Origin of the sequence: Actinomadura pelletieri DSM 43383 (genome assembly GCF_003634705.1) — a bacterium.
Taxonomy (GTDB): Bacteria; Actinomycetota; Actinomycetes; order Streptosporangiales; family Streptosporangiaceae; genus Spirillospora; species Spirillospora pelletieri.
In genome coordinates this window covers 80,746-103,915 of record NZ_RBWU01000003.1, presented here as the reverse complement: position 1 = coordinate 103,915, position 23,170 = coordinate 80,746, and the positions used below count along the sequence as shown (strand labels likewise).

Genomic DNA, 23,170 nt, shown 5'->3' with positions numbered 1-23,170 from the left:
GTCACACCGTTGTCGCCCGAACGTCGAACGCCTCCGGGCCTCGCTGCGTACAACGGCACATGAAGGACCAGAAGGTCGCCCCGCTCGACGACGTCGTCCCGTCCCCAGCCGCCCCGACGAAGACCGACCTTCCCGGTTCCGACCCGAGCTCACCGCCCACGGACGACCGCCCTGGGATCGCACGCCTCGGCGACCCGGGCGCGGTCCGGCCCTGCGCCGGCTGCGGACGGCCCGTGCCGCAGCCGGCGCACGGCGCTCCCTTCGTGCCGCGGTGCCGGGACGGCGCGGGGTGCGAACGGGCCGCCCGCGAGGACCGCGAGCGCGGTCTGGAGTCACCGGGGCTGACCGGCCAGGTCGCCTGGACCTGGGAGATGGTCGACCGGCTCGAGGGCGCGGTCTCGCGGCTCGCGGGCGCGCTCGGTTCCGAGTTGAGCGCCGCCGGGGTCGAACGGCGGGTCGCCGCGGCCCGCGCCGACGCCGCCGGGGACATCGCGATCGCGCGGCGGGAGCGCGACGCGTCACGGCGACGGGAGGAGGCCGCATGGAGGGAGGCGGCCTCCTCCCGGACCCGCGCCGACGCCGCCGAACGCGAACGCGACCGTGCCGCCGCCCGGGAGGGCGAGCTGCTCGCGTCTCTGGAGAACGCCCGCGCGGAACTGGTCGCCCTGCACCGGCGGCTGTCGGAGGCCGAGTCCCCCGTGGAGGAACGGCGCGTCGAGGTGGACGCCGCGAAACGCTCCGCCGAGGACCTGCGCGCCGCCGTCCGCGACGCCGAGGCCGAGCGCGGCCAGGCCGTCGCCGACCGCGACCAGATCCGGGCGCGGGCCCTCGAGTATGAGCGGCACAACCGGCGACTGTCCCGCGCGGCCGAGGAACTGCGCGCCGCGCTGAAGGCGGTCACCGCCGAACGTGACGCGGCCCGCGCGGAGGCCGACCGTGCGCGCCGCCGCGTCGACGCCGTGACCGTCGTCTCGGACGGACGCCGCGACGGTGGTATGCGCCCCACCGTCGACCGGGAGCCGCCGACCGGACTGCACGACCTGCCGACGAACGGCCCACCCCTGAACGGACACCGTCTGCCGCACGCCGGGTGACCCGTACACCGGCGCGACGTTCCTAGGAGGTGAGGCCCTTCCCACATTGCTCTGGCCCTGAGCCGGCCGCCGTATCGCACCGGGGTGGTACGGCGGCCGGCGTCAGCTTCGCGCGTCCAGATACGCGGCGTAGTCGAGCGCCCCGGCGTGGACGGCGGCGTGCACGGCGCGGGCGATCCTCGCGCCCCAGACGGAACGCGGCCCCGCGAACGGCTCGATCGTTCCGCCGCCGGTCGTCGCGGCGACGCAGACGGCGTCGGAGGCGGTGCCCGTGCACGGGAAGCCCGCTTCGAGGAGCGCCTGCGTCTTGGCCTCGGTCGCGGTGACGACCGCGTTCACCAGCGCCGCGTCGGTCAGCGGGACGGGGACGGCGACGACGATGTTCACGGTTCCCGGAGACCACGCGGGCGGTGTCGTGCCGTCAAGGTGGATCGGCGCCAGCTCGGGATCGGGCGTCCCGGCGGGCATGGCCGCCCAGGTCGGGACGCGCAGCCCGACCGTCGCCGACACGTTCACGCCCTCGTCGTCCCGCCGCACGGTGCGGGACACCGACGCGGCCGTGAGCATCCCGACGCCGGGCCCGTCGAGCCCGTACGCCCTCGCCAGCTCTTCCAGGTGGACGACCGGGTCCATACGCGAGTAGCCGCCCGCGACCTGCGCGTTCAGCACCCACCGGGCCGGGCCGATCCCGCCGCCCAGCATCGCGGACGAGATCATCCGATGCCCGCCACCGGCCCGCCACACCGTCGCCGCGAGCCGCTTCCCGTCCTCGTCCCGCCACACCGTCTCCACGTTCACGGACGCTCCAGCGACAGGATCGGCCGGTCCCCGGGACCGGGGGAGACGCGTACCCGCGCGTCGAAGTGCTCCTCGACGATCGAACGGGTGAGGACCTCGCCGGGCGGTCCGGCCGCGGCGACCCGTCCGCCGGACAGGAGGACCAGGGCGTCGGCGTACTGGCCCGCCAGCGTGAGGTCGTGGATGGTCGTCACCACGGTCAGCCCGTCGGAGATCCGCAGATGATCGACCAGTTCCATGACCTGCTGCTGGTGGCCGATGTCCAGGGCGGTGGTCGGCTCGTCCAGCAGCAGAACCGGCGTCTGCTGCGCCAGCGCCCGCGCCAGCACCGCCCGCTGCCGCTCACCGCCCGACAGTTGTTCCAATGGGCGCGCCGCGAACGCCGCCATGTCCAGCCGGTCGAGGACGCCCGCCGCGATGGCCCGGTCGCCTGCGCTCTCCCGCCCGAGGTGCGGGACGTAGGGGGACCGGCCGAGCAGCGTGTAGTCGAAGACCGTCATCCCCACCGGGACGTTCGGGCTCTGCGGCGCGTAGGCGATCAGCCTGGCCCGCCGTCTCGGGTTCAGCGCCCGCAGGTCGGTGTCCGCCACGGTGACGGCCCCCCGGGACGGCACCAGCCCCAGGACGGCCCGCAGCAGCGTCGACTTCCCCGCCCCGTTCGGGCCGATGACCGCCGTCCACGACCCGGCCGGGACGTCCAGCGACACGCCCTTCAGCACCGGGCGCCCGCCGAGCGCCACGTCCAGGTCCCGGATCGCGACCGTCATGTCGCCACCTGCCTGCGGCTCGCGCGCAGCACCGCGACGAAGAACGGTCCACCGACGAACGCGGTCACGACCCCCAGTGGAAGCTCCCCGGGTTCGATCACCGTCCGTGCCACGAGGTCGGCGAGCCCCAGGAAGGCGGCGCCGCCGAGCAGCGACAGCGGTAGGACGATCCGGTACGAACCGCCCGCCAGCCGTCGCACCGCGTGCGGCACCACGATCCCGACGAACCCGATCAGCCCGCTCACCGCCACCGCGGAAGCCGTCGCCAGCGACGCCGCGGCGAGCACCACCAGCCGCACCCGCGCCGCCGACAGGCCGAGCGACGCCGCCTCCTCGTCCCCGACGCTCAGCACGTCCAGCAGCCGCCCGTGCGCCAGCAGCACCGCCGTCGACACCAGCGCGTAGGGGGCGACCAGCCCGAGCTGGTGCCAGTCCGCCGTCCCGACCCCGCCGAGGATCCACGAGAAGATCCGCTGGAGCTCCTCGGCCTTCAGTTGCTGGACGAACGTCTGCACCGCCGCCAGGAACGACGACACCGCGACCCCCGCCAGCACCAGCGTCGCCCCGCTCCCGCGTCCCGCCGTGCGGCCCAGCGCGTACGACAGGAACACTCCGAAGACCGCGCCGACGAACGCCGCCAGCGGCACCCCGAACCCGGGGTCGCCGGGCACCAGCACGATCACCACGGTCGCGCCGACCCCGGCGCCGCCCGCCGCGCCGAGCAGGTACGGATCGGCGAGCGGGTTGCGGAAAACGCCCTGGTATCCGGCGCCCGCCATCGCCAGCATCCCGCCGACGAGCGCCGCCATCAACGCCCTCGGCAGCCGCAGTTGGAACAGCACGTTCTCGTCGATCACGCCGAGGCCCGAGTCGACGTCCACGAACGGCAGCCGGTCGGCCAGTGCCTTCAGCACCCCGCCGACGGGCAGCCCCGCCGACCCCACGAGGATCCCGGCCAGCAGTGTCACCGCGAGCAGCGCCACCGCCGTCCCGAGATGCGCCGCCCGCAACCTGGCCCGCCCGGCGTGGCTCACGGGCGGACGCTCCCCGACGTCATCGGACGTTCTGCACCGCGTCGCCGATCGCCTTCACGAACTCGGGCAGCCGCGGGCCCCAGCGGGAGGCGATGTCGTCGTCCAGTTCGACGACGCCCTTGTTCTTGAGCGCGCCCAGCTCGCCCCAGCCCGGACGTTTCGCGAGCGCGGCGGCGTTCTGGCCGCAGCACTTGGTGTCCGCGAGGAAGATCAGGTTCGGATCCTGCTTGACGACGTATTCGCGGGACAGCTGCGGGTATCCGCCGCTCGCCTTGTCGGCCGCGTCCGCGATGTTGCGGAGTCCGAACAGCCCGTACACCTGACCGACGAACGTCTTGGACGTGACGGAATGCAGTTGGTTGTCGAGTTCGTGGTAGTAGGTGAGACCCTTCGCCTTGGCGGACGCGGCGACCGTCTTCTGGATCTCGGCGCGCATTCCGTCCACGACCTTCGTCGCCTCCGCGGCATGCCCGGTCGCCAGCCCGAGGTCGTTGATCTCGTCGTAGGCCTCGTCCAGCTTGGTCGCCGCGGGCTCCAGCAGCACCGGGACCCCGACCTTCTCCAGGGCCTTGACGATGCCGTTGAGATCGTCGGAGACGACGACAAGGTCGGGCTTGTAGGAGATGACCGCCTCGGCGTTCGGCTTGAATCCCGAGAGCTTCGTGCGGGGCGCGTTCACCGGGAAGGTCGAATAGTCGTCCACGGCCACCACCTGCGGCCCGGCGCCGATCGCGAACAGCGTCTCGGTGTGAGTAGGTGACAGGGACACGATGCGCTTCGGGTTCGCCGGAACGGTCACCGCGCCGTTGGCGGCCTGAACGGTGACGGTCTTCGCACCGGACGGACCGTCCTTGGTATCGCCGCCGCATGCACCGGTGAACGCGACGACGGCCGCCATCACCGCGACGAAGGAACGTACGGGTCTCACTGGAGCCTCCAGGCTGGAGGGAAGCCGCGGCCCGCTCATGACGGATCGCCCTTCCACGAGGTCGACGAACGTCGGCGCGCGAGGAGGCGACCTGGCTCGGCCACAAGGGGACACCACAGTTGCGGGACAGCGCCGGATTCACACCGGACTTCGCTCCTGGCGCGCAGCACCGTAACGGTATCAGCCGCCCATTTCCGGATTTCCCCCGGTCACCTTGACGGAGTGAGTACTCACTCCATACTGTCGTCAGACATGGAGGCCACCAGCCGCCGCCGCGCCCCCGGGATGAGCCCCGAACGGCGCCGCGAAATGATCGTCCGCACCGCGTTGCCGCTCGTCGCCGAACACGGCACGGCCGTCACCACCGGCCAGATCGCCCGCGCCGCCGGAATCGGCGAAGCGACGATCTTCCGCGTGTTCGCCGACAAGAACGAACTGCTGGACGCATGCGTCGCCGAGGCGCTGCGCCCCGACCACGTCCTGGCCGAGATCGCGGAGATCCCGCTCGACCGCCCCCTGCGCGCCCGCCTCGCCGAGGTCGGCGCCGCCGTCGAGGCCTACCTCGACCGCATGGGCATGATCCTCGGCGCCCTCCGCGCCACCGGCCGCCGCGAACGCCCCGCGCCACCCACCCCCGGCGAACCCGGCCCCGCCCAACTCGACCGCGACACCGCCATGACCCGCACACGCGACGCCATCGCCGAACTGTTCGAACCCGACCGCGACCGGCTGCGCCTACCCCCCGCGCAACTGGCGAGCCTGTTCCTGGGCCTGCTGTTCGCCCGCTCCCGTCCGCACACCGGGCCCGACGCGCCGTCCATCGAGGAATACCTGGACGTCTTCCTGCACGGCGCCCTCAAGGAAGGAACCACCGAATGACGATCACCCTCAACCACACGGTCGTCACCGCCGCCGACAACGCCGAGGCCGCCCGCTTCTTCGCCACCGTCATGGACCTGCCGTACACCGGCCCACACCCGCACGCACCGCACTTCGTCCCGATTCGAGTGAACGCCTCCCTCACCCTGGACTTTCTGACCGTCCCGCATCCCCAGGGCCACCACCTGGCCTTCGATGTGGACACCGAGACGTTCAACACCACCATCGACCGCCTGAACGCCCACAGAATCCCCTACGGGAGCGACCCCGCCCACCCCGACAACGGCCGAGTCGACCACACCCCTCCAACCGGTGGCCGCAGCCTCTACTTCTCAGACCCCAGCGGCAACCTCTACGAACTCATCTCCCCCTAACAAACCCCAAGAACAGCCCTCCCCACCCCAGCCGAAGAAGTCCCACTAACCCACCACCCGCAACAACCACTCCCGAGAACGCGACGTCCCAGAACCTTTCCAGAAACGACTCCCAGGTCCGACGTACGCGCGGGGCCCATCTGCCCGGGATGAACGTCCCACTCAGGTGAGGGCAGCTCGTTCCGTGGCCGGAGTCAGGAAGCCATGCAGGCCCGCGACCCCGCCCAACACCCATTGGGGCGCCGCCGCCCGTTCGCGCCAGCACAGAATGGCGCCGGAGACGAAGTTGGGTACGGACGGGAACTCGGCGCCTCGGTCAAGGCGCCAGCGTCGGAGAACACGAGGTTCCAGAATGTCCCCTGACGCAATTCCCATGGGCCTGCGTTCGGTGTGGGGCTCGTCTGCTTGTGACGAACGTTGCGCTCGGGGGAGTGCGGCTCGCTCCGTGGCCTGGGCAGGAAAGCCGTGCGGGCCCGTCACCTCGCCCAACACCCACAATGACCATGCCACCAAGAACGCCTCCCACGTCCGGTGTACGCATGGGGCTCATTTCACTGTGATGGACGTCCCGTTGGAGGGAGGGCGGCTTGCTCTCTGGCTTCGATGAAGAAGTCGTGCAGGGCCGCTGGCCCGGTCAACAGTCGCAACGGTCGCGCCGCTCCGAACGTGACGTTCCAGAACGGTCCTTGACGCGGCTCCCACGGCCCGGCGTACGCGTAGGGCTCGTCGACGTGAGCGTCCCCTAGGGCCACGCCGTAGTTGACTTCGTCGAGACTGATTCCCACGTCGAAGTGTTCGGGCCACAGCACAGGGGTGGTCTCTGGCGCGAATCTCATGAGCGCCTCGTGTCCGCGACCGAAGGCTTCCGCGATGTACCGGGCCGCCTCCGCGTCCACGCTCAGGACCTCGTCCAACCCGACGCCGCTGCCATCGGCGTAGAGTCCTTCCGGGCCGCCCGCGTCCAGACCGGCGGCCGCAGCGAGTTCCCTACACGTTGCACCGTTCAAAGGGACTTCTCGCTCACCGGCCACCAGCTCGGCCCCGTTCACTCGCAGCTCAGGGTCCCGAACGGTGGCGAACCCGCCCGGAACGACCTTCAGCCGGATCGTTCCGCTCTCCCGGTACTGCGGTCCGGCGAGCACCAATTCGGCTACCCCGTGCAAGGAACGCCGGGTCGTTTCCAGAGCGGTCATGTTCTTCCCGTCCTCGACGGCATCGGATCATTGATCGTCGCCGGGTGCGTGCTTCTCCGCCAGTCTCCGGTCGTTCTCCGCCCACCTGCGGTGCCGGGCGGCCGACTGCAGATGCGCGTCCGCCTCGTCCGGGTGGGCGATGGCCATCCGTTCCAGCAACACCGCGGCCCGGTCATGGGCGCGCGCCGAGGAGACCATCGCCTGACGCGCGTACTCCTCGGTCTCACGCCGATGCTCCCCGAGATCGTCCGGCGGCCCGGCGGCGGGGACCGCCTCCCGGCTCCGCCGCGCCTTCAGCGGCAGCGCACGGTCTTCGCTGCCCATACCAGCCGCTCCGGCGCCCGAGACCGTCGATTAACCAGCCCTCCAGACACAATCCACTATCTACCCAGCAACCTGTTCGTTCAGCCACTTCCGCGGCGGCGGCCGCGATCACAGTGATCAGGCGCCCTCGCGACCACCCGCGCGGGCGGCCCGGACTTACCGCTCCCACGGCGATCAGAGAGTTATCCACATTCTCTCGATGCCCCTCCCGGGAAACGACCAAGATGCATGATCGAACACATGAGCGGTTTCCGCGACACCCGAAAGCGAACACCCGGCGAGTCGGTCGTCCACGTCGGGGACGGCGTCTTCTTCGTCCCGGTCAGGGGAGCGCCCCTCCACACCCGGGCCGCCGCGCTGAGCGGCCTCCTCCCACGGAACGCGGTCGTGGCACGCCGCACCGCCGCCTGGATCTGGGGCCTCGACGTCCTGCCCCCGGGTGTGACGGAGGCCGACTGGGACGTCGAACTCATCACTCCCCCCCACCTCCGGGACCCCACCCTCACCGGTTACCGCGGAACACGTGCAACTGCGCGCCGACCACGTCACGGAGAAGTCGGGCGTGCGGCTGACCTCCCTTTCACGCACGGCATTGGACTGCGCCCGCTGGCTTCCCCGCCACGAGGCGGTGGCGGCGCTCGACCAGTTCCTCCGGCGAGGGGTGACCACCGACGAACTCACCGCGATGACCCGGACCCTTCCCGGCTACCGAGGCAATAAGCGCCTACGCGAGGCCGTCCGCCTCAGCGACCGCGGCGCGGCGTCCCCCGGCGAGAGCTGGACCCGTGTGGCCGTGGTGCGATGCGGCTTCCCGCGCCCGCGCACACAAGTGCCGGTGGCAGGCCCGACAGGCCGCCGCCTCTACATCGACCTCGGCTATCCGGACCACCGCGTCGGCCTCGAATACGACGGCGAACGCCACCACACCGGCCCGAAATCCCGCGCACACGACACGAGCCGCCGGGCCTGGCTGACCAAGGAAATGGGATGGGAGATCATTCCCGTGACAAAAGAATTCCTCAGCCGCCCGGCGCCATACCTGCAGGCCCTTCTGACCGCGCTACTCCAACGGGGCTGGACCCCCGACCACGCCACCATGGACCGCATAGCCACCCGCCTGACCCACCTCACTCGCCGCCCCACGATCTAACACGGCAGCAGCCCCCAGGCCACGGCCAAGGCAACCGTGCTGGAGAACCAGCCGACCTCCTGGACGGCGCTGCCGGACGCGGTCCGGTTGGAACCGAGCACCGATGTCCCGGCCGTCGCCGTCCCGTTGCGCCGGCTCGTCGAACGGACGCCGACCGCTGGCCAACCCGACGAGCAAAGACCCGACCTCCTGATCGTGCCGACGACGATGTTCTGCAGCCAGCCGACCTACCGGCCGAAGTGTTCAACCAGACACGTTCCCACCGCGCCGCCCTACTCCGGACCGCTACCACGCCCTGTTCGGTGGACGCCCGCCCAGGCGGAACACCGAGTTCGTTTTCGGTGCCCGGCCACCTGGGGCGTTTCTCATACCGAGACAGTCACCTCCGGTCCCCGCCTCTTGCTGGAGATCAAGAGCATCGACAAGCCTGAGGAGCGGCGCGGCTTCCCGAAGAGGCGTCTGGAGATCCGTCAGATGCTGAGCTTGGTGTTCGAAGGCGGTATTCGTCAGGCCAGCGCTGGACGGAGTCGCCGCGCGATGCCGCGGGCACCGACCTGTGCGAAGTGCACCACAACGGCTGCGGCCCGGCCGCCTGGAGGCTTCCCCATGCCAAGACCGTCACCACTGGTATCCGTTGCATGTTGGAGGTCAAGAGGTTCGACAAGCCCGAGGAGCGGCGCGACTTCCCGAAGTGGCTTCAGGGGTCCTCCGGATGCCGGGTTGGTGTTCGCCAGGTCGATGATCCGGCCCGGCTGGCGTTGGTAGGAGTCGCTATGCGATGTCGCGGGCACAGGCCTGGGCGAGGTGCACCACGACGGCTATGACACGGGCCGCGTGGGCGGTTCGCAGGCGAGACCGATACCGCTGGTACCTGCTACTTGTGGAGATCAAGCGATCGACATGTCCGAGGAGCGGTGTGATTTATGAAGGGCTATCGGGAGGTCTTTCAGGTGACGGGTTGGTGTTCGCCAGGGCGATGATCCGGCCCGGCCGGAGGCGGTCGGGGCCGCTGTGCGACATCGCGGGCACCCTGTGCGGGGTGCATCGAAGGGCTACATCGTCCAGGCACGATCCGGGTTCGCATGCGGGACGGCGGTGAGGAGGCGCGTGGTCCCGGTGACGCGTTCGTGGTCACGTTCGGGCGTGACGCTTGGATCGTCGGCGACGAACCCTTTGGTGTGTTCGACTTCGCCGGAGGCATGGACGGGTACGCGAAGGTGGTGCACCCGTAACCGTGTGTGGGGCGCCCGAACGGTTTGGGAGCCCCGCACGCGCCGTCGGCCCTACTTCAGGGTGAGGGTCTGCCAGTAGAACAGCTCGCCCAACCCCTGGAAGAACGACCGGAAGTTGCCGCCGCAGCCGCCGGACGTGCCGCCGGAGACGATCCCGACGGCGAGGGTGCCGGCCTCGAGTGAGCCGCCGCTGTCGCCCGGCTGGGCGCAGGCATCGGTCTCGATCAGCTCGCCGACCGCGCCCTCCGGATAGTTCACCGTGCGTTCATAGCCGATGATGGTCCCGGTCGTGGTGCCGGTCGTCGATCCCTTCTTCTGGATCGGGGTGCCGACCTCCGGCCGTGCGAGCGCGGTGAGTTGGGCGTTGTGGTTGTAGAGCGCGGGGTTGGTCACCCGGATGGTGCCGTAGTCGTCGCCGGGGAAGCTGTTGATCTCATGGGTGCCGAGCGTCTGGCCGTCGCCGGTCGTCCAGTTCGTTGCGTTCTTCGCGCAGTGCCCGGCGGTGACGACGAACTCCGTCCCGCCGCGGACGGCGATCACCGACATCGAGCAGCGTCCGATGTTGGCGAGGATCGCGTCGCCGGGCCCGGCGATCAGACGCGGCGCCGCCGCCACCCGCCGAACCCGGACGAACTGCGCCATCGCCCGTGCGCGCTTCACGAATGCCATGGTCGCGGCGTCGTTGTCGGTCTTCGGCACGTCGATGACGACGGTGTTGGAGACGACGTCGACACCCCAGACGAGGCCCGTCGTTCCGGAGGTCCCGGCGAGCCGGTCGAGCTTGTTCTTCGTATCGGTCAGCGGCCGGATGCCGTGGGCGACGAGGCGCGCCCGCGCTCCGGCGGCCGTGACCTGACGCGCGGCGGCCGCGTCGGTGACATTGATGACGAGGTTCCCCGCGCCATCGACGTAGGAGCCCGCATGCCGGGGGCCGAGCCGTCCGGTGATCCGGTCGGCGAGCGCTGTCTGGCGGAGTGCGAGCTCCTGGCCGGGGGGCGCCACCCGGGTCTCGGCCGCCGCCTGAACGTTTCCCAACGCCGGGAGCATGATCAACGCCGTGGTGCTCAGCAGGGAAATCGTCGAGCATTTGGGGCGCATTCCACGGTTCACGTTCGTCCACCTTTCGCCGCCGGCGAGCCGGTTTGGCGTCGACGGCATTTCGGGGGTTGCGAGGGGTGCCACGACTACGAGAATGCACTGGTAGGAGCCCTGTGGTGGGGTGTGCATGTAAAGACAATTCGTGGGACTTTTTGCAACCAGGATCAAGTCGCGACTGAAATGGCGATCAGTCGGAGTGCTTTGATAATGCTTGCTTGAGGGTCGCGTGTCAGCTCAATGACCCAATCCGGCCAACGGTGTGGTATTTGGTCTACGACCAGAATTGTCCATTGTTGCCCGTCGTCGCCTCGGTGACCCCTTTTTCGGAAATCCGCATCGCCTGAAACGGCGAGCGGTAACCTTTCTCATATCCGCAACTGAAGTGTCACCGATGGTGGGATCTCGTCTGCGGGTGGGTACGCGATGATGGGTCGGTGTAGCGTTGTGCGTAAGTGTTGGGCACTTCTCGCGACGCATCATTGCCGTGGACCGAGACATGACCGAATGCGCTGACGTGGTTAGCGGTGACGCTGCTGCCAGCCCCGGTGCCGTTCGCCAGGACCGAAATTCCGTCGCGATGCCCGTTCATCGCGATCGGGTCGCTGTCGGCGCAGACCACGCTGCCGGTCCTCGAGCTGCTCAATCCCTGTCGCGTGGGCGATGGACGGGCGTGTACCTGAGACCGAGTGCCTGTTCTGAAGGATCCGCAGCGCGGGCGCCTGGGGCGGCAGGCCCATCCGCGGTCGCCATGGCTGCTGTGCCACCGGGTGAGCGAGGGCGTCGCGGAGCGTAGGAGGCCGGGCGGTGGCTGGTCGTGGGGTGGAGTTACCGCTGGTCTAGGAGGGTTGCCAGGCGTTTTGGGGATAAGGCGGTAGCTGTCCTTGAGCTGCTCAATCCCTGTCGCGTGGGCGATGGACGGGCGTGTACCTGAGACCGAGTGCCTGTTCTGAAGGATCCGCAGCGCGGGGGCCTAGGGCGGCAGGCCCATGCGCGGTCGCCATGGCTGCTGTGCCACCGGGTGAGCGAGGGCGTCGCGGAGCGTAGGAGGCCGGGCGGTGGCTGGTCGTGGGGTGGAGTTACCGCTGGTCCAGGAGGGTTGTCAGGCGCTTTGGGGCGATGAGGCGGTAGCTGTCCTCGATGAGTTCGGACATTTCGTCCCAGTCGTGGTCGACGTCGAGGCGTGCGCCCACCCATCCCTTGCTGCCGACGTACTTCGGGACGAAGAAGCGCTCGGGGGCCTCGGCGACGAGGGCCTCCTGAACGCCCGGCGCCGCCTTGAACGTCATCGAGAGTCCGTCCTCGCTGGTCATCACGAAGAGCTTGTCGCGGACTCGGAAGGCGGGCGCTGTGTGCCCTCCGAAAGGTTTTTCGGTTACCTCTGGCAACGAAAGGCAGATCTCCCTTATCTGCGATGTGACGTCCTTCTCAATCATCAGCTTTCCCTCGTTCGGTGGCCGGGACGGCATGCCGGTTTCGAGACTAACCGGCGTGGCCGACACTCCTGGCGCTGCGACCGGTGACGGCGTCCCCGTCGTCCTGCGCCGCGTAGGTCGGGGAGGCGGTGTTTGGGTGGGTTCGGGGGTGGTCGTGAGGGGACGGTTCGGCGATGAGTACGTGACGGCGACTTCTTCGGCAGCCCTACGTTCGGACGCGATTGCGTACGGCCGAGCGTCTCCTTGGAGTGCCGGCCTGTGGAACTGGGCGAACGTGGCCGGTCAGGGGAGGAGGGGCAGGGCCTCGAACGTGTGCTTTGACCAGAGTGCGCGGGACGTTTCCTCCGGGTAGGGGGCGACGTCGGGTGGGAGGTCGAGCACGCGGGTGAGGCGGCGGGACGGTTCGTACGCGGGCCACCCCGGTTCGCCGGAGGACGCGAAGGCCGTCCAGGCGGGACGGATCGTCGCCGAGAGTTCGGCGGCCGCGTCGTGGACGCCGGCGAGGAGGAGGTCGGCGATGCCCCCGGTGAGGTTGCCCCACACCAGCGGGACGTCCAGCACATGGCAGGCGCCGAGTTCGGGAGCCTGCCAGGTCAGTTCGTACAGGTGGGCACGGCCGCCCGCGGCGGCGTGCGCCTCGGCGAGGTGCGCGCTCGGCATGCGGAACAGCCAGTCGCCCCGGACGCGTTCGAACAGCGTCTCCGGGGAGGCGTCCGGAAAGGCGTTCCGGTAGGCCGAGGGGTCCGGGGCGAAGAGACGCACCGCCATGGACGCCTGCTCGTCGGTGATCCGACCGAGGAGGCCGGACATGGCGGTGAAGAACCGGAACTCGTCACGGTTGTGCCCGACGATCAGTGGGATGTCGCGGGCGACTCCGGTGGCGAGCTCCTCCCACGGGGTTCCGGGCAGCACGTCGCCGTCCACGACCGGGGAGAAGGGAACCGAGGTGTGGGGGACCAGTCCCCAGCGGGTCCGTCCGGCCATGGTGTTGGCGACCGCGTCCATCGCCTTGGCGAGGCGGTCGGGGGCGACCGCGGCGAGGTCTTGCCGGACGGGGCGGGCGCCCGCCTCCGCGGAGATCGCGGCGCCGATGTCGTCGGCGAGCGCCCGGGAGAAGTAGGTGCCGGGGACGCTCTGCGCGATGGCCCGGTGGAACAGCCCGGACGCGCGCGGCATCACGAGGAGCGCGGCGATCGATCCGGCGCCCGCGGACTCGCCGAAGACGGTGACGGCATCCGGGTCACCGCCGAACGCCGCGATGTTGTCCTGAACCCAGGTCAACGCCGCGATCTGGTCGAGCAGGCCGCGGTTGGCGGGGGCGTCCTCGATCTGCCCGAACCCCTCCATGCCCACGCGGTAGTTGAGCGTCACCACGACGACGCCGCCCTCCCGGGACAGGAGGGCGCCGTCGTAGGCGGGTTCGGCGGAGTGCCCGAAAAGGTAGGCGCCGCCGTGGATCCACACCATGACCGGGAGGGACGCCGACGGGTCCGGCGTCCAGACGTTGCAGGTCAGCCAGTCGTCACCGGACGCCTGCTCTGTGGGGAGCCCGAACGCGGCCGACTGCGGTGGGGGAGGGCCGAACGCGGTGCACGTGCGGACGCCGTCCCACGGCTCGGGCGGTTCGGGCGCGGCGAAACGGAGCGCGCCCACGGGCGGACGAGCGAACGGGATCCCGCGGAAGACGGCGAGGCCGTCCTCCCGGACACCGCGCACCGCGCCGGAGGTGGTGACCGCCTCGACGTTCATGCCGTGGTGACGATCGCTCATGGCGGGATCCTTCCGGTGGAGAGAGGTGGCGTGAAGGCCCTTCCGTCCAATGGAAACCGCCGGACGAAAGACACGCTGAAACCGGGACGGATTTCCGCGTCGGGATCTTCGCGCAGGTCTACGCTGTCCGTTACATATCAGATCAGTGGAGGACGTGTCGCATGAACCGCAGCGAACTGGTCAGGGCCGTGGCGGAACGCGCGGGAAGCGACGAGGCGGACGCCCGCCGGCACGTGGACGCCGTTGTCGAGACCGTGATGGAACGGGTGTCCGCCGGGGAGCGTGTCACCATCACCGGATTCGGGACGTTCGACCGGCTGGCCCGGTCGGCCCGGAGCGCGCGCAACCCGCGTACCGGCCTGCCGATCGAGGTTCCCGCCGCCGAGGTGCCCCGGTTCCGATCCGGGCAGACGTTCCGGAACCGCGTCGCCGCGAATGTCCCCGCCGAACCGGCGGCCGTGGCGGCGTCCGCCGCGCCCGAAACGACGGTGAGCGTCGTGGTGGAGCCCGCGCCCGACAAGAAGCCGAAGCGCGCCAAGAACAGCGCGAAGAAGGCCAAGAAGGGTGCGGAACCGAAGAAGGCGCCGAAGAAGACCAAGGCGGAGGTCGTCTCCGCGAAGAAGCAGTCGGGCAAGGGCAAAGGCAAGGGCAAGGCCCGCGCCAAGGCCGCCAAGTAACGCCGCGCCCGTCCTACGGGTCCCGGACGGAGACGTGGGTGACGCCGGGGACGGCTCGGGCGAGGACGTCGGCGACCCGTCGCGCGGACCGGTCGGCGCGGCCGCGCAGTTCGACGGCGCCGTCGCGCACCGACACGTCCCAGTGGGCGCCCTCCGGCCCGTACTCGGCGATCGCGGCCAGCACGTCGTCGCGGATGCGGGCGTCGTCGCGGGCCAGGACGGCGATGAGGTCGCGGCGGCTGACGATGCCGACGATGTCGTGACCGTCCAGCACCGGCACGCTCCGGATCCGCCTCTTCATCATCGTCTCGGCGAGGACGGCGACGTCGGTGTTGGGCCGGGCGATCTCCACGTCGCGGGTCATGACCTCGTCCACCCGGCGCGGCGACGGGTTCCCCGTGGTCGCGACGGGCCGGACGAACGCCCTCGGATCGCGTTCGAGCACGCCCTGAAGCAGGTCCATCTCACTGACGATGCCCGCCAGGAGCCCCGACTCGTCCACGACGGGCAGGGCGGTGACGTCGTGCTCGTGAAGGACCCTGATGGCCTGCCGGACGGTGGCCGACGGCGGAATCGTCACGACGGGCGAGGTCATGGCCTCCCGGACCAGCATGGCGTGTCTCTCCTTCCGGTGAGGACGCCCTTTCACCTACCCGGGCGGTGCCGCTCTGACCCTCGCGTGGGCGGTCTTCGACCGTCAGAACAAAGTCGGCGGGCCCACCGGCTCCTGCTCGGGCAGGGGTTCGACCTCCGGAAGCCGTTCCCTGACCTCGTCGTGGAAGCGGCGGGCGAGCGTCAGCGCCTCGGCGTTGTCCGGTGTGTGGACGAAGAAGGTCGGTGAACGCCCCTCGCGGAGCCAGTCGACGACTCTTCCGACCCAGAAACGCCAGCCTTCGACCGTCTGCGTCGTGTCGTCGCGTCCGATGTACCGGACGATGGGACGGTCGGTGAGCGCCTCCGAACGGCGCGGCACACGCGGTTTCTTCGTCCACGCGTCCCGTTCGGCGTCGCTGCTCGGCCGCCCCTGGAAGAAGACGGTCGTGTCGAACGGCACCCACTCGGCTCCCGCCGCTCCGAGAACCCGTTCGAGGTCGAGGGCGCTCCCCGCGTCCTCGAAGAACGCCCGGTGACGCACTTCCACGGCGTACCGGTGCTCCGCCGGAAGACGCCGCAGGAACCCGGCGAGCGCCCCGAGATCCGCCGGGCCGAACGACCCCGGAAGCTGCACCCACAGCGCGTGAGCCCGTGGTCCGAGCGGCTCCATCGCGGTGAGGAACGTCCGGAGTTCCTCGTCGAAGTCCGCGAGCCGCCGCTCATGCGTGATCGCCTTCGGGAGCTTCACGACGAACCGGAAGTCGGGCCCCGTCTGCTCCGCCCACGACTCCACCGTGCTCCTCGACGGCGTCGCGTAGAAGGTCGTGTTGCCCTCCACCGCGTTGCACCAGCTCGCGTAGGCGCGCAGGCGCTCCCCGGACTGCGGTAGGAAACGCCCCTGCCATGGCGGATGGGCCCACATCGCGCACCCCACATGAAGCCGCATGAAACCCGACGCTACCGAACCCGCTTGAACTTCGTCCGGTTGCGCGCCGTATCTCCACGCACAGACCGGACCTTGGAGGACCCATGACGCGCCGTAACGCCAAAACCCGTACGCGCACCGTGGTCACGTGGACCGCGGTGCTCGCCGGATCCGCAGGTTTGGTGGCGGGCTCGATGTACGCGGTTCGGATGCCGGAACGGTCCGGCCAGCAGGCCACGCTCGCCGGACAACGGGCGACGAACAGACCGCCCGGCGCCCTCGCCGCCGCGCTGGTCGACCGGCTCGGTTCCCGCACCGCGGGCGCCTACCTCGACTCGTCCGGCAGGCCCGTCGTCACCGTTACCAACGCCACCGACGCGACCATGGTCCGCGCGGCGGGCGCCGTACCGAAGACGTTGACGAGAAGCCCCGCGACGCTGAAGCGGATCACCGAATCCCTTCGCGCGTCGACCACCGGCATACCGGGCACCGGCTGGGCCGTCGACCCCGCCACGGCCGGGGTGACCGTCTGGACGGACGGGTCCGTCACCGGCGCCCGGATGGCCGCCGTCCGCCGCACGGCCCGGCAGTTGGGCCCGGCGGTCCGCATGGTCCGTCTCCCCGGCCGCCTCCGCACTCTCGCGCTCGGCGGCGACGCGATCTTCGGTCAGGGCGCCCGATGCTCGCTCGGCTTCAACGTCGAACGCGGTGGAGAGGACTTCTTCCTCACCGCCGGACATTGCGGCAACGTCGTCCAGACGTGGACCGCCGACCAGCAGGGCGCCCGGCCCCTCGGCACCACCGTGCAGAGCAGCTTCCCCGGCGACGACTTCGCGCTCGTCCGCGCGGAGGAAGCCGGGGAGGGCGCCGTCAACCTGTACAACGGCCAGTCGCAGGAGATCACCGAGGCCGGGGACGCCGTCGTGGGGCAGCGGGTGACGCGCAGCGGCAGCACCACCGGCGTAAGCACCGGCACCGTCACCGCGACCAACGCGACGGTGAACTACCCGGAGGGCACCGTCACCGGGGCGATCCAGACGACCGTGTGCGCGGAACCGGGCGACAGCGGCGGATCGTTGTTCAGCGGGAGCACCGCCCTGGGCCTCACCTCGGGCGGCTCGGGCGACTGCCAGAGCGGCGGCGTCACCTTCTTCCAACCGGTGACCGAACCCCTCCAGCTCTTCGGCGCCGAGGTCGGCTGACGAAGAGCCGCCCCCGTCACCCACAAGGCGAGACTCTTTCTGCCGTCTCCCGGCGCTCATGACTCCCGCACCCGATCGTCTTCCTACTCCCAGACTTCCCAGTACGACCTCGTCGAGACCCCGGCGGAGGCGCGCGCAGGCGTGGTGCGGATCGTCTCGACCGTGGTCGTCCCCAAGGACACCTCTCGCTCGACAAGGCGAGAGTGGCCTCATCCGTCGAGGCCACCCATTCGGGCTTACGGCCCTGATACCGAGTTCTGGCCCAAGGGGTGGCCGGTCCTGGCGGGCCCGTGTCACTCGGGGGCGAAGGTGTATCGGCTGTTCTCTTCGTCCCAGATCAGTGCGTGGCCGTCGACGTGGGCGTCCCAGTCGGCATCCGGCAGGGCGGATCTGAGTCGTCCGAGCGTGGAGCGCATGTAGTGCTCCAACTGCTCGAACATGAACGGGGCTCCGCACTGGCCATGAGAGATCTTGCTGGAGCCGTCCAGGATCACCCCCTGGTCGTTGGACGCGTCCCCGTAGAAACCGAAGCCCTCACAGACCTCCTTCGCGTCCGTGACAGACGCAGGCACGGTTCCGTCGTCCTTCCAGCCCGGCAGGCGTTGGTTCAGTCGGTCGAGCAGTTCCCGGTTCTCCTCCTCCACGATCTCGGCGACCCGATCCCGCTCGCGCTCGTTGAGATCACGCTCACGGCGCGCGGTGTAGTAGAGCGAAACCCCCATGCCCATGCCTCCTTGCCCACGACGCCTCCAGGCCCGCCATGCCGAACAAACCCGGATGACCTCGGCGAAAGCCCGGCGCAACGCCCCAACTATCGCAGGCAGCCTCAGGCCTGACGCCTCTTTCCCGCGAGCAACACGATTGTTCTGTTCCCAGCCCAGATCCGGCTCGTAGTGCTCGGTACGCGTTTCCACAGGCGACGGGCGAAGACCATTCCATACAGTATGGTACGGTCAGCTGCATACCAAACGGTATGGCATGGAAGCGGGACGGCGGCGATGGCGAGCAAACAAGACTGGCTGGACGCGGGTCTGGCGATCCTGGCCGAGTACGGCGCTCCGGGGCTGACGATCGAACGGCTCACCGAGCGGCTCGGACTGAGCAAAGGGTCGTTCTACCACCACTTCAAGGGCATGGCCGGGTATCGCACGGCGCTGCTCGACCGGATCGCCGACCAGACCACCCACCGGTTCATCGACCTGGTCGAGCGCGAACCCGGGCGGACCGCGCGTGAGCGGCTGCGCTTGCTGACCGATCTGGTGTCCGCCGAGGCGCAGAGCCCCGCCCTGGAGATCGCCGTCCGCGCCTGGGCCCAACAGAATCCCGAGGTCCGCGCCGCCCAGGAACGTATCGACCACACCCGCACCGAATACCTGCGCGGTCTGTGGATGGAGATGACCGGCGACCCCGACGAGGCCGCCCGCATGTCTTGGCTGCTGTACCTGATCGTGATCGGCGCCGACCACATCGTCCCGCCGATCGCTCCACCGCAACTGCGCGATCTCTTCCACACCGCCATCGGACTGGCCGATCGATCGGACGACCGCCCGGAAGGAAACCGGACATGAAGTCACTGACCCCTTGGGTGCCCCGCGCCATCTTCTTCATCGCCCTCGTCCACACCCTCTACGCCTTCGCGACGATGGCCGATGCCTGGGGCGACGTGCTGGACGCGGGGTTCGTCGACGGCATCGACGGCGTCCCCGAACGAGAATCCGCCCTGTGGTTCTTCTACGCGGGCGTCGGCTTGTTCGCCCTGGGCTCTTTCGCCCGGCACGCCATCCGGACGACCGGCGCGCTCCCGGCCTCGGTCTCGATCTACCTCGTCTTCATAGGCGCCACATTGACGGTCCTCGACCCGCTGTCAGGCGGCGTACTGGTCCTGGCCTGCGGCATCGCGACCTACCTGACCACCCGCTCCGGCAGGATTCCGACCACCTCGAACCCTGACCCCGAACGGCGCACGCAAATGGGTCACAGATGACCAGGGCACAGACGGCGGCATGCGGCCGTCCTTGACGAAGGCGCTCACCCCGACGAGGGATCAGGGTGAGCGCTTCCCGCATTCCATGGTCCAGCAGTGAGGGATACGACTTCGGCCGGTTCGTCGTGGCCATGTTCGAGGCAAGTCCGATCAAGGCGCAGACCGACCAAGCACTCCGACGATTACCGGCAAATGGCGGCTTGGGATCGCGTCCCACCTCGAGAGACGAGTCTGGCGTCGCTTCCCGAGGAGGGACGAGTGCCGGTCCCGCTGGTGTCACCGCGCGGCCACCAGGCGGAAGCCTGACGCGACTGACTGTTCCGAGTCCGGGACGAACTTTCTGCGTGGGCGGGGCACTTACTTTCGTCAGGTTCGTGGGTGGTCTATCGAGGGATGTGCGGCGGCGAGGGTGACGTCAGACTCCTGAGCATGACGCAGGAGAGAGCCGCCGTGCGGACCGCCGGCCTGAAGAAGAGATATGGATCGGGCGACGCCGCGGTCACCGCGCTCGCCGGCGTGGACGTCGCTTTCGGCAGGCAGCAGTTCACCGCGATCATGGGGCCGTCCGGCTCGGGTAAATCGACGTTGATGCACTGCGTCGCGGGCCTGGACAAGCCGACCGAAGGTGAGGTCTGGATCGGCGAGACCAAGCTGTCCGGGCTGAAGGACGACCAGCTCACCGATCTGCGCCGGGAGAAGGTCGGATTCCTGTTCCAGGCGTACAACCTGCTGCCGACCCTGACCGCGCTGGAGAACATCACGCTGCCGTTCGACCTGGCGGGGCGGCGCCCGGATCAGGGGGTCGTCGACCGGGTCGTGGACACCCTCGGGCTGCGCGCCCGGCTCGACCATCGTCCGACCCAGTTATCCGGCGGGCAGCAGCAGCGGGTGGCGTGCGCGCGTGCGCTGGTCACGCAGCCGGAGGGCGTCATCGCCGATGAGCCGACCGGTGCGCTGGACTCCAACTCCTCGACCGAGGTGCTGCGGTTCCTCAGGATGAGCGTGGACGAGTTGGGCCAGACCGTGGTGATGGTGACGCACGAGCCGTCCGCCGCCGCCTACGCCGACCGCGTGCTGTTCCTCGCCGACGGCCGCATCGTCGACGAGATGCAGGCGCCCACCGCCGAGTCCGTCCTCGACCGGATGAAGGTGCTGGAGAGCGTGGGCGGCTGATGCTCAAGAGCGTCCTGCGCGATCTTCTCGCGCACAAGGCCCGAGTGGCGATGACCCTGGTGGCGATCGTGCTCGGGGTGACGGCGACCGTCGCCGCCTGGGTGGTGAGCGACTCGGTCGCCGCCACGCTGGCGGCCAAGGAGCAGCGGTCCGGGGTGGCGGCGGAGGTGCGCAGCCCGGGAAACCAGCCGGCCCTCGGCCCGCAGGACCGCGACGGGCTGGCCCGGCTGCCCGGCGTCGCGCGCGCCGACGGGGTGATCGTCGGACGTGCCGGGCTCGTCGGCCCGGACGGCAAGCTCGTCAAGGCCGAGACGGTACCCGACCACGCCGGGACGAACTGGGTCGGCACCGGACGGTTCGACCTCAAGGACGGCAGGGCCCCCACCCGTCAGGGTGAGGTCGCCCTCAACCGCGACGTGGCCGAGAAGACGGACTTCAAGGTCGGCGACACCGTCACGGTGATGCTCGCGGACGGCCGCTCCGACCGGGCCGTCGTCACCGGCGTCTTCACCTACCGCAACCTCGGCCCCACGGTGGACGAGGACACCCAGACGCCCGCCGACCGGGTGCCCTCGGTCGCCTACGACGACGCGACCGCGCAGCGGCTCCTCGGCGGCGCGTTCCACCGCGTCGAGCTGATCGCGCGGCCGGGCGCCGACCAGAAGGCGATCGCGACGGCGGCGCGCGCCGCCGTCCCCGGCAACCATGCCGTCGCCACCGGCCGGGAGCTGGCCGAGGACGCCGAGAAGCAGGTCGACAAGGAGGCCGGTGACCTCCGCCTGACCATGCTGCCGTTCGCGGCCATCACACTGATGGTCGGCATGTTCGTCATCGCCAACACCTTCGGCATGCTGATCAAACAGCGGACCAGGCAGTACGCGCTGCTACGGGCCGTCGGCGCCAAGCGACGGCAGGTCCGCTTCTCGCTGATCGTCGAAGCCACGGTGCTCGGGCTGATCGGCGGCACACTGGGCGCCTTGCTGGGCGCCGCGCTGGGCCCGCTGGTGCTCGGCGTCATGCAGACCGACGAGGACCTGCGCTACGTCGTCAGCCCCACCGCCATCCTGCTCGGCTACGGCGTCGCCGTCCTGGTGTCGGTGCTGGCGGCCTACGGGTCGGCCCGGCGCGCGGCGGCGGTCCCGCCGGTGGCCGCGCTTCGGGTGGACGGCGCCATCCCCCGCGAGACGAAACGGACCCGCGTCATCGCGGGACTGGGCGCGCTCGCCATCGGGTCGGCGATGGTCCTCGCGACCGCGTCCCCCGGCGGCTCGACCCAGGCGCGGATCGTGGGCATGGCGGGCGCCGTCCTGGCCACCGTCGGGGTGCTGCTGCTCGCCCCGGTGATCGCCGAGAGTCTGCTCGGCCCGTTCGTCCGGCTCGCGGCCCGGCGCGGCGGCGCGGCCGTCCGGATGGGGGTGCGCAACGCCGCGCGGGACCCCGGCCGCACCGCGGGCACGGCATCCGCGATCACCATCGGGCTGGGGCTGGTCTGCGCGTTCGCCACGCTCAGCGCGACCTTCGCCGCGCTGGTCGGCTCGACCACCCGCGCCAACACCCCGGCCGGGACCGTGGTGCTGCAGTCGGCGGCGGGCGGCGAGTCCGTGCTCACCCAGGCGGAGATGACCAAGGTCGGGTCGCTGCCCGGCGTGACCGCGGTGGCGGGCAGCCGCGACATGGTCGTCAAGATGCGCTTCTCGGGCAAGGAGACGCAGCGGAAGATCTCCGCGATCGAGCCGGCCGCGCTGCACACCGTGCTGTCGCCGAAGATGACCAAGGGCGTCCCCGACCTCACCAAGGGCGCGGTCATCTCCCGCAACCAGGCCGACATGCTCGGGCTGAAGCTCGGCGACCAGATCACGCTGCTGCCGGGCGCGGGGTACTCGGTCGACACCCGGGTGGTCGGCGTCTACGACGCCACCGAGCTGCAGGCGAGCCTGTTCGTCGACGTCGCCGCGCTGCCCGCGCCGCTGCGCGCCGGCATCACCACGCTCTACGCCGCCGGCCCCGATCCGGGAGCCGTCCGGCAGACGATCGAGACGGCCTACAAGGGACGGCCGGACGTCTCCGTCACCGACCGCGACGGGCTCGCCCAGCAGGGGCTGGACGAGCAGCAGATCGCGTTCACGCTGATGTACGCGATGTTCGGGGTCGCGATCGTCGTGGCGGCCTTCGGGGTCGTCAACACCCTGGTGCTGTCGGTGATGGAACGCACCCGGGAGATCGGCGTCGTCCGGGCGGTGGGGGCGAGACGGTCGCTGGTGCGCTCGACCGTCGCCGTGGAGAGCATCGTCATCTGCCTGTTCGGCGCCGTGCTGGGCGTCCTGGTCGGCATCGCGATGGGCGCGGTGCTCCAGCATGTCGCGCTCGGGCAGCGGCTGTGGGACATCACCGTCCCGGTCGGGACGATCGCGCTGGCGATCGGCGGCCTCACCGTGATCGGGATCGTCGCCGCGCTGTGGCCCGCCCGGCGGGCCTCCAACACCGACGTCCTGGCGGCCATCGCCACCGAATGACGATCGGTCCGCAAGCTCGGCCCGCCCG

23 protein-coding genes are annotated in these 23,170 nt (G+C 70.2%); 11 read left to right on the top strand and 12 right to left on the bottom strand.

What is annotated here, in order from left to right; genetic code table 11:
* Nucleotides 1–59 precede the first annotated feature (59 nt).
* Complete coding sequence (locus BZB76_RS13660; RefSeq protein WP_121434758.1) at nt 60–1,094, top strand: hypothetical protein; 1,035 nt, start codon at nt 60–62, stop codon at nt 1,092–1,094.
* 102 nt (nt 1,095–1,196) lie between these two features.
* Here BZB76_RS13660 and BZB76_RS13655 read toward each other — a convergent pair whose 3' ends face one another.
* Genes BZB76_RS13655 through BZB76_RS13640 form a run of 4 tightly spaced genes read right to left on the bottom strand, consistent with a single transcriptional unit; the run spans nt 1,197 to nt 4,621 of the window.
* Complete coding sequence (locus BZB76_RS13655) at nt 1,197–1,886, bottom strand: adenosylcobinamide amidohydrolase (RefSeq protein WP_420534787.1); 690 nt, start codon at nt 1,884–1,886, stop codon at nt 1,197–1,199.
* 2 nt (nt 1,887–1,888) lie between these two features.
* On the bottom strand, nt 1,889–2,659 hold the full coding sequence (locus BZB76_RS13650; protein ID WP_121434757.1) for an ABC transporter ATP-binding protein: 771 nt from the start codon (nt 2,657–2,659) through the stop codon (nt 1,889–1,891).
* A complete protein-coding gene (locus BZB76_RS13645) occupies nt 2,656–3,693 on the bottom strand; it encodes a FecCD family ABC transporter permease (protein ID WP_121434756.1) in 1,038 nt (345 codons plus the stop codon). Before BZB76_RS13645 ends, BZB76_RS13650 begins: the two co-directional genes overlap by 4 nt.
* Before the next feature lie 19 nt (nt 3,694–3,712).
* Entirely contained in the window at nt 3,713–4,621 is a 909-nt protein-coding gene (locus tag BZB76_RS13640; protein WP_121434755.1) for an ABC transporter substrate-binding protein, read from the bottom strand.
* Between the two features lie 252 nt (nt 4,622–4,873).
* On the opposite strand from BZB76_RS13640, the gene BZB76_RS13635 reads away from it, so the two are divergent.
* Entirely contained in the window at nt 4,874–5,500 is a 627-nt protein-coding gene (locus tag BZB76_RS13635) for a TetR/AcrR family transcriptional regulator (RefSeq protein ID WP_246006934.1), read from the top strand.
* Nucleotides 5,497–5,874 (top strand): VOC family protein, encoded by a 378-nt coding sequence (locus tag BZB76_RS13630; RefSeq protein WP_121434754.1) that lies wholly within the window; start codon nt 5,497–5,499, stop codon nt 5,872–5,874. Before BZB76_RS13635 ends, BZB76_RS13630 begins: the two co-directional genes overlap by 4 nt.
* Nucleotides 5,875–6,425: 551 nt before the next feature.
* Here the strand turns inward: BZB76_RS13630 and BZB76_RS13625 are convergent.
* The gene (locus BZB76_RS13625) at nt 6,426–7,019 is read right to left on the bottom strand and encodes a hypothetical protein (protein ID WP_211343007.1); all 594 of its coding nucleotides are present in this window, start codon (nt 7,017–7,019) and stop codon (nt 6,426–6,428) included.
* Nucleotides 7,020–7,094: 75 nt separating this feature from the next.
* Nucleotides 7,095–7,391: a hypothetical protein gene (locus tag BZB76_RS13620; protein ID WP_121434752.1), complete on the bottom strand. Its 297-nt coding sequence runs from the start codon at nt 7,389–7,391 to the stop codon at nt 7,095–7,097.
* A gap of 523 nt (nt 7,392–7,914) precedes the next feature.
* On the opposite strand from BZB76_RS13620, the gene BZB76_RS13615 reads away from it, so the two are divergent.
* Both BZB76_RS13615 and BZB76_RS34765 read left to right on the top strand, forming a co-directional pair.
* Entirely contained in the window at nt 7,915–8,541 is a 627-nt protein-coding gene (locus BZB76_RS13615; protein ID WP_121434751.1) for a hypothetical protein, read from the top strand.
* Nucleotides 8,542–9,623: 1,082 nt separating this feature from the next.
* Nucleotides 9,624–9,773, top strand: coding sequence for a cupin domain-containing protein (locus BZB76_RS34765; RefSeq protein WP_170180628.1), 150 nt, complete (start codon nt 9,624–9,626; stop codon nt 9,771–9,773).
* A 51-nt stretch (nt 9,774–9,824) separates the two neighbouring features.
* Here the strand turns inward: BZB76_RS34765 and BZB76_RS13610 are convergent, their stop codons facing one another.
* The 3 genes from BZB76_RS13610 to BZB76_RS13600 all read right to left on the bottom strand — a co-directional run bounded on the left by BZB76_RS13610 (nt 9,825) and on the right by BZB76_RS13600 (nt 14,074).
* The gene (locus BZB76_RS13610) at nt 9,825–10,883 is read right to left on the bottom strand and encodes a S1 family peptidase (RefSeq protein ID WP_170180627.1); all 1,059 of its coding nucleotides are present in this window, start codon (nt 10,881–10,883) and stop codon (nt 9,825–9,827) included.
* Between the two features lie 1,064 nt (nt 10,884–11,947).
* Complete coding sequence (locus BZB76_RS13605) at nt 11,948–12,304, bottom strand: MmcQ/YjbR family DNA-binding protein (RefSeq protein WP_121434749.1); 357 nt, start codon at nt 12,302–12,304, stop codon at nt 11,948–11,950.
* A 282-nt stretch (nt 12,305–12,586) separates the two neighbouring features.
* Complete coding sequence (locus tag BZB76_RS13600) at nt 12,587–14,074, bottom strand: carboxylesterase/lipase family protein (RefSeq protein ID WP_211343006.1); 1,488 nt, start codon at nt 14,072–14,074, stop codon at nt 12,587–12,589.
* Between the two features lie 161 nt (nt 14,075–14,235).
* Here BZB76_RS13600 and BZB76_RS13595 point away from each other — a divergent pair, with 161 nt between their 5' ends.
* Nucleotides 14,236–14,751, top strand: a complete 516-nt coding sequence (locus BZB76_RS13595) for an HU family DNA-binding protein (protein ID WP_121434747.1) — start codon at nt 14,236–14,238, stop codon at nt 14,749–14,751.
* Between the two features lie 13 nt (nt 14,752–14,764).
* Here BZB76_RS13595 and BZB76_RS13590 read toward each other — a convergent pair whose 3' ends face one another.
* Both BZB76_RS13590 and BZB76_RS13585 read right to left on the bottom strand, forming a co-directional pair.
* Nucleotides 14,765–15,364, bottom strand: coding sequence for a CBS domain-containing protein (locus BZB76_RS13590; RefSeq protein ID WP_121434746.1), 600 nt, complete (start codon nt 15,362–15,364; stop codon nt 14,765–14,767).
* Between the two features lie 84 nt (nt 15,365–15,448).
* Nucleotides 15,449–16,291: a DUF72 domain-containing protein gene (locus BZB76_RS13585; protein WP_121434745.1), complete on the bottom strand. Its 843-nt coding sequence runs from the start codon at nt 16,289–16,291 to the stop codon at nt 15,449–15,451.
* 83 nt (nt 16,292–16,374) lie between these two features.
* Here BZB76_RS13585 and BZB76_RS13580 point away from each other — a divergent pair, with 83 nt between their 5' ends.
* Nucleotides 16,375–17,472 carry a S1 family peptidase gene (locus BZB76_RS13580; RefSeq protein WP_121434744.1) on the top strand — a complete coding sequence of 366 codons (1,098 nt, stop codon included), beginning with the start codon at nt 16,375–16,377 and terminating at the stop codon, nt 17,470–17,472.
* A 293-nt stretch (nt 17,473–17,765) separates the two neighbouring features.
* Here BZB76_RS13580 and BZB76_RS13575 read toward each other — a convergent pair whose 3' ends face one another.
* Nucleotides 17,766–18,194 carry a hypothetical protein gene (locus BZB76_RS13575; protein ID WP_121434743.1) on the bottom strand — a complete coding sequence of 143 codons (429 nt, stop codon included), beginning with the start codon at nt 18,192–18,194 and terminating at the stop codon, nt 17,766–17,768.
* Nucleotides 18,195–18,470: 276 nt separating this feature from the next.
* On the opposite strand from BZB76_RS13575, the gene BZB76_RS13570 reads away from it, so the two are divergent.
* The 4 genes from BZB76_RS13570 to BZB76_RS13555 all read left to right on the top strand — a co-directional run bounded on the left by BZB76_RS13570 (nt 18,471) and on the right by BZB76_RS13555 (nt 23,142).
* A complete protein-coding gene (locus BZB76_RS13570; protein WP_121434742.1) occupies nt 18,471–19,040 on the top strand; it encodes a TetR/AcrR family transcriptional regulator in 570 nt (189 codons plus the stop codon).
* Complete coding sequence (locus tag BZB76_RS13565) at nt 19,037–19,456, top strand: DUF6463 family protein (RefSeq protein ID WP_121434741.1); 420 nt, start codon at nt 19,037–19,039, stop codon at nt 19,454–19,456. Before BZB76_RS13570 ends, BZB76_RS13565 begins: the two co-directional genes overlap by 4 nt.
* 429 nt (nt 19,457–19,885) lie before the next feature.
* Complete coding sequence (locus BZB76_RS13560; RefSeq protein WP_121435458.1) at nt 19,886–20,629, top strand: ABC transporter ATP-binding protein; 744 nt, start codon at nt 19,886–19,888, stop codon at nt 20,627–20,629.
* A complete protein-coding gene (locus tag BZB76_RS13555; protein WP_121434740.1) occupies nt 20,629–23,142 on the top strand; it encodes an ABC transporter permease in 2,514 nt (837 codons plus the stop codon). Before BZB76_RS13560 ends, BZB76_RS13555 begins: the two co-directional genes overlap by 1 nt.
* Nucleotides 23,143–23,170 lie beyond the last annotated feature (28 nt).

Excerpts from the sequence above, each read along its gene's own strand:
- BZB76_RS13585 (WP_121434745.1), bottom strand. The coding sequence starts at position 16,291 with ATGCGGCTTCATGTGGGGTGCGCGATGTGGGCCCATCCGCCATGGCAG.
- BZB76_RS34765 (WP_170180628.1), top strand. The coding sequence starts at position 9,624 with ATGCGGGACGGCGGTGAGGAGGCGCGTGGTCCCGGTGACGCGTTCGTG.
- BZB76_RS13590 (WP_121434746.1), bottom strand. The coding sequence starts at position 15,364 with ATGCTGGTCCGGGAGGCCATGACCTCGCCCGTCGTGACGATTCCGCCG.
- BZB76_RS13605 (WP_121434749.1), bottom strand. The coding sequence starts at position 12,304 with ATGATTGAGAAGGACGTCACATCGCAGATAAGGGAGATCTGCCTTTCG.
- BZB76_RS13595 (WP_121434747.1), top strand. The coding sequence starts at position 14,236 with ATGAACCGCAGCGAACTGGTCAGGGCCGTGGCGGAACGCGCGGGAAGC.
- BZB76_RS13660 (WP_121434758.1), top strand. The coding sequence starts at position 60 with ATGAAGGACCAGAAGGTCGCCCCGCTCGACGACGTCGTCCCGTCCCCA.
- BZB76_RS13560 (WP_121435458.1), top strand. The coding sequence starts at position 19,886 with ATGACGCAGGAGAGAGCCGCCGTGCGGACCGCCGGCCTGAAGAAGAGA.
- BZB76_RS13620 (WP_121434752.1), bottom strand. The coding sequence starts at position 7,391 with ATGGGCAGCGAAGACCGTGCGCTGCCGCTGAAGGCGCGGCGGAGCCGG.
- BZB76_RS13555 (WP_121434740.1), top strand. The coding sequence starts at position 20,629 with ATGCTCAAGAGCGTCCTGCGCGATCTTCTCGCGCACAAGGCCCGAGTG.
- BZB76_RS13580 (WP_121434744.1), top strand. The coding sequence starts at position 16,375 with ATGACGCGCCGTAACGCCAAAACCCGTACGCGCACCGTGGTCACGTGG.
- BZB76_RS13570 (WP_121434742.1), top strand. The coding sequence starts at position 18,471 with ATGGCGAGCAAACAAGACTGGCTGGACGCGGGTCTGGCGATCCTGGCC.
- BZB76_RS13630 (WP_121434754.1), top strand. The coding sequence starts at position 5,497 with ATGACGATCACCCTCAACCACACGGTCGTCACCGCCGCCGACAACGCC.
- BZB76_RS13575 (WP_121434743.1), bottom strand. The coding sequence starts at position 18,194 with ATGGGGGTTTCGCTCTACTACACCGCGCGCCGTGAGCGTGATCTCAAC.
- BZB76_RS13565 (WP_121434741.1), top strand. The coding sequence starts at position 19,037 with ATGAAGTCACTGACCCCTTGGGTGCCCCGCGCCATCTTCTTCATCGCC.
- BZB76_RS13635 (WP_246006934.1), top strand. The coding sequence starts at position 4,874 with ATGGAGGCCACCAGCCGCCGCCGCGCCCCCGGGATGAGCCCCGAACGG.
- BZB76_RS13600 (WP_211343006.1), bottom strand. The coding sequence starts at position 14,074 with ATGAGCGATCGTCACCACGGCATGAACGTCGAGGCGGTCACCACCTCC.
- BZB76_RS13650 (WP_121434757.1), bottom strand. The coding sequence starts at position 2,659 with ATGACGGTCGCGATCCGGGACCTGGACGTGGCGCTCGGCGGGCGCCCG.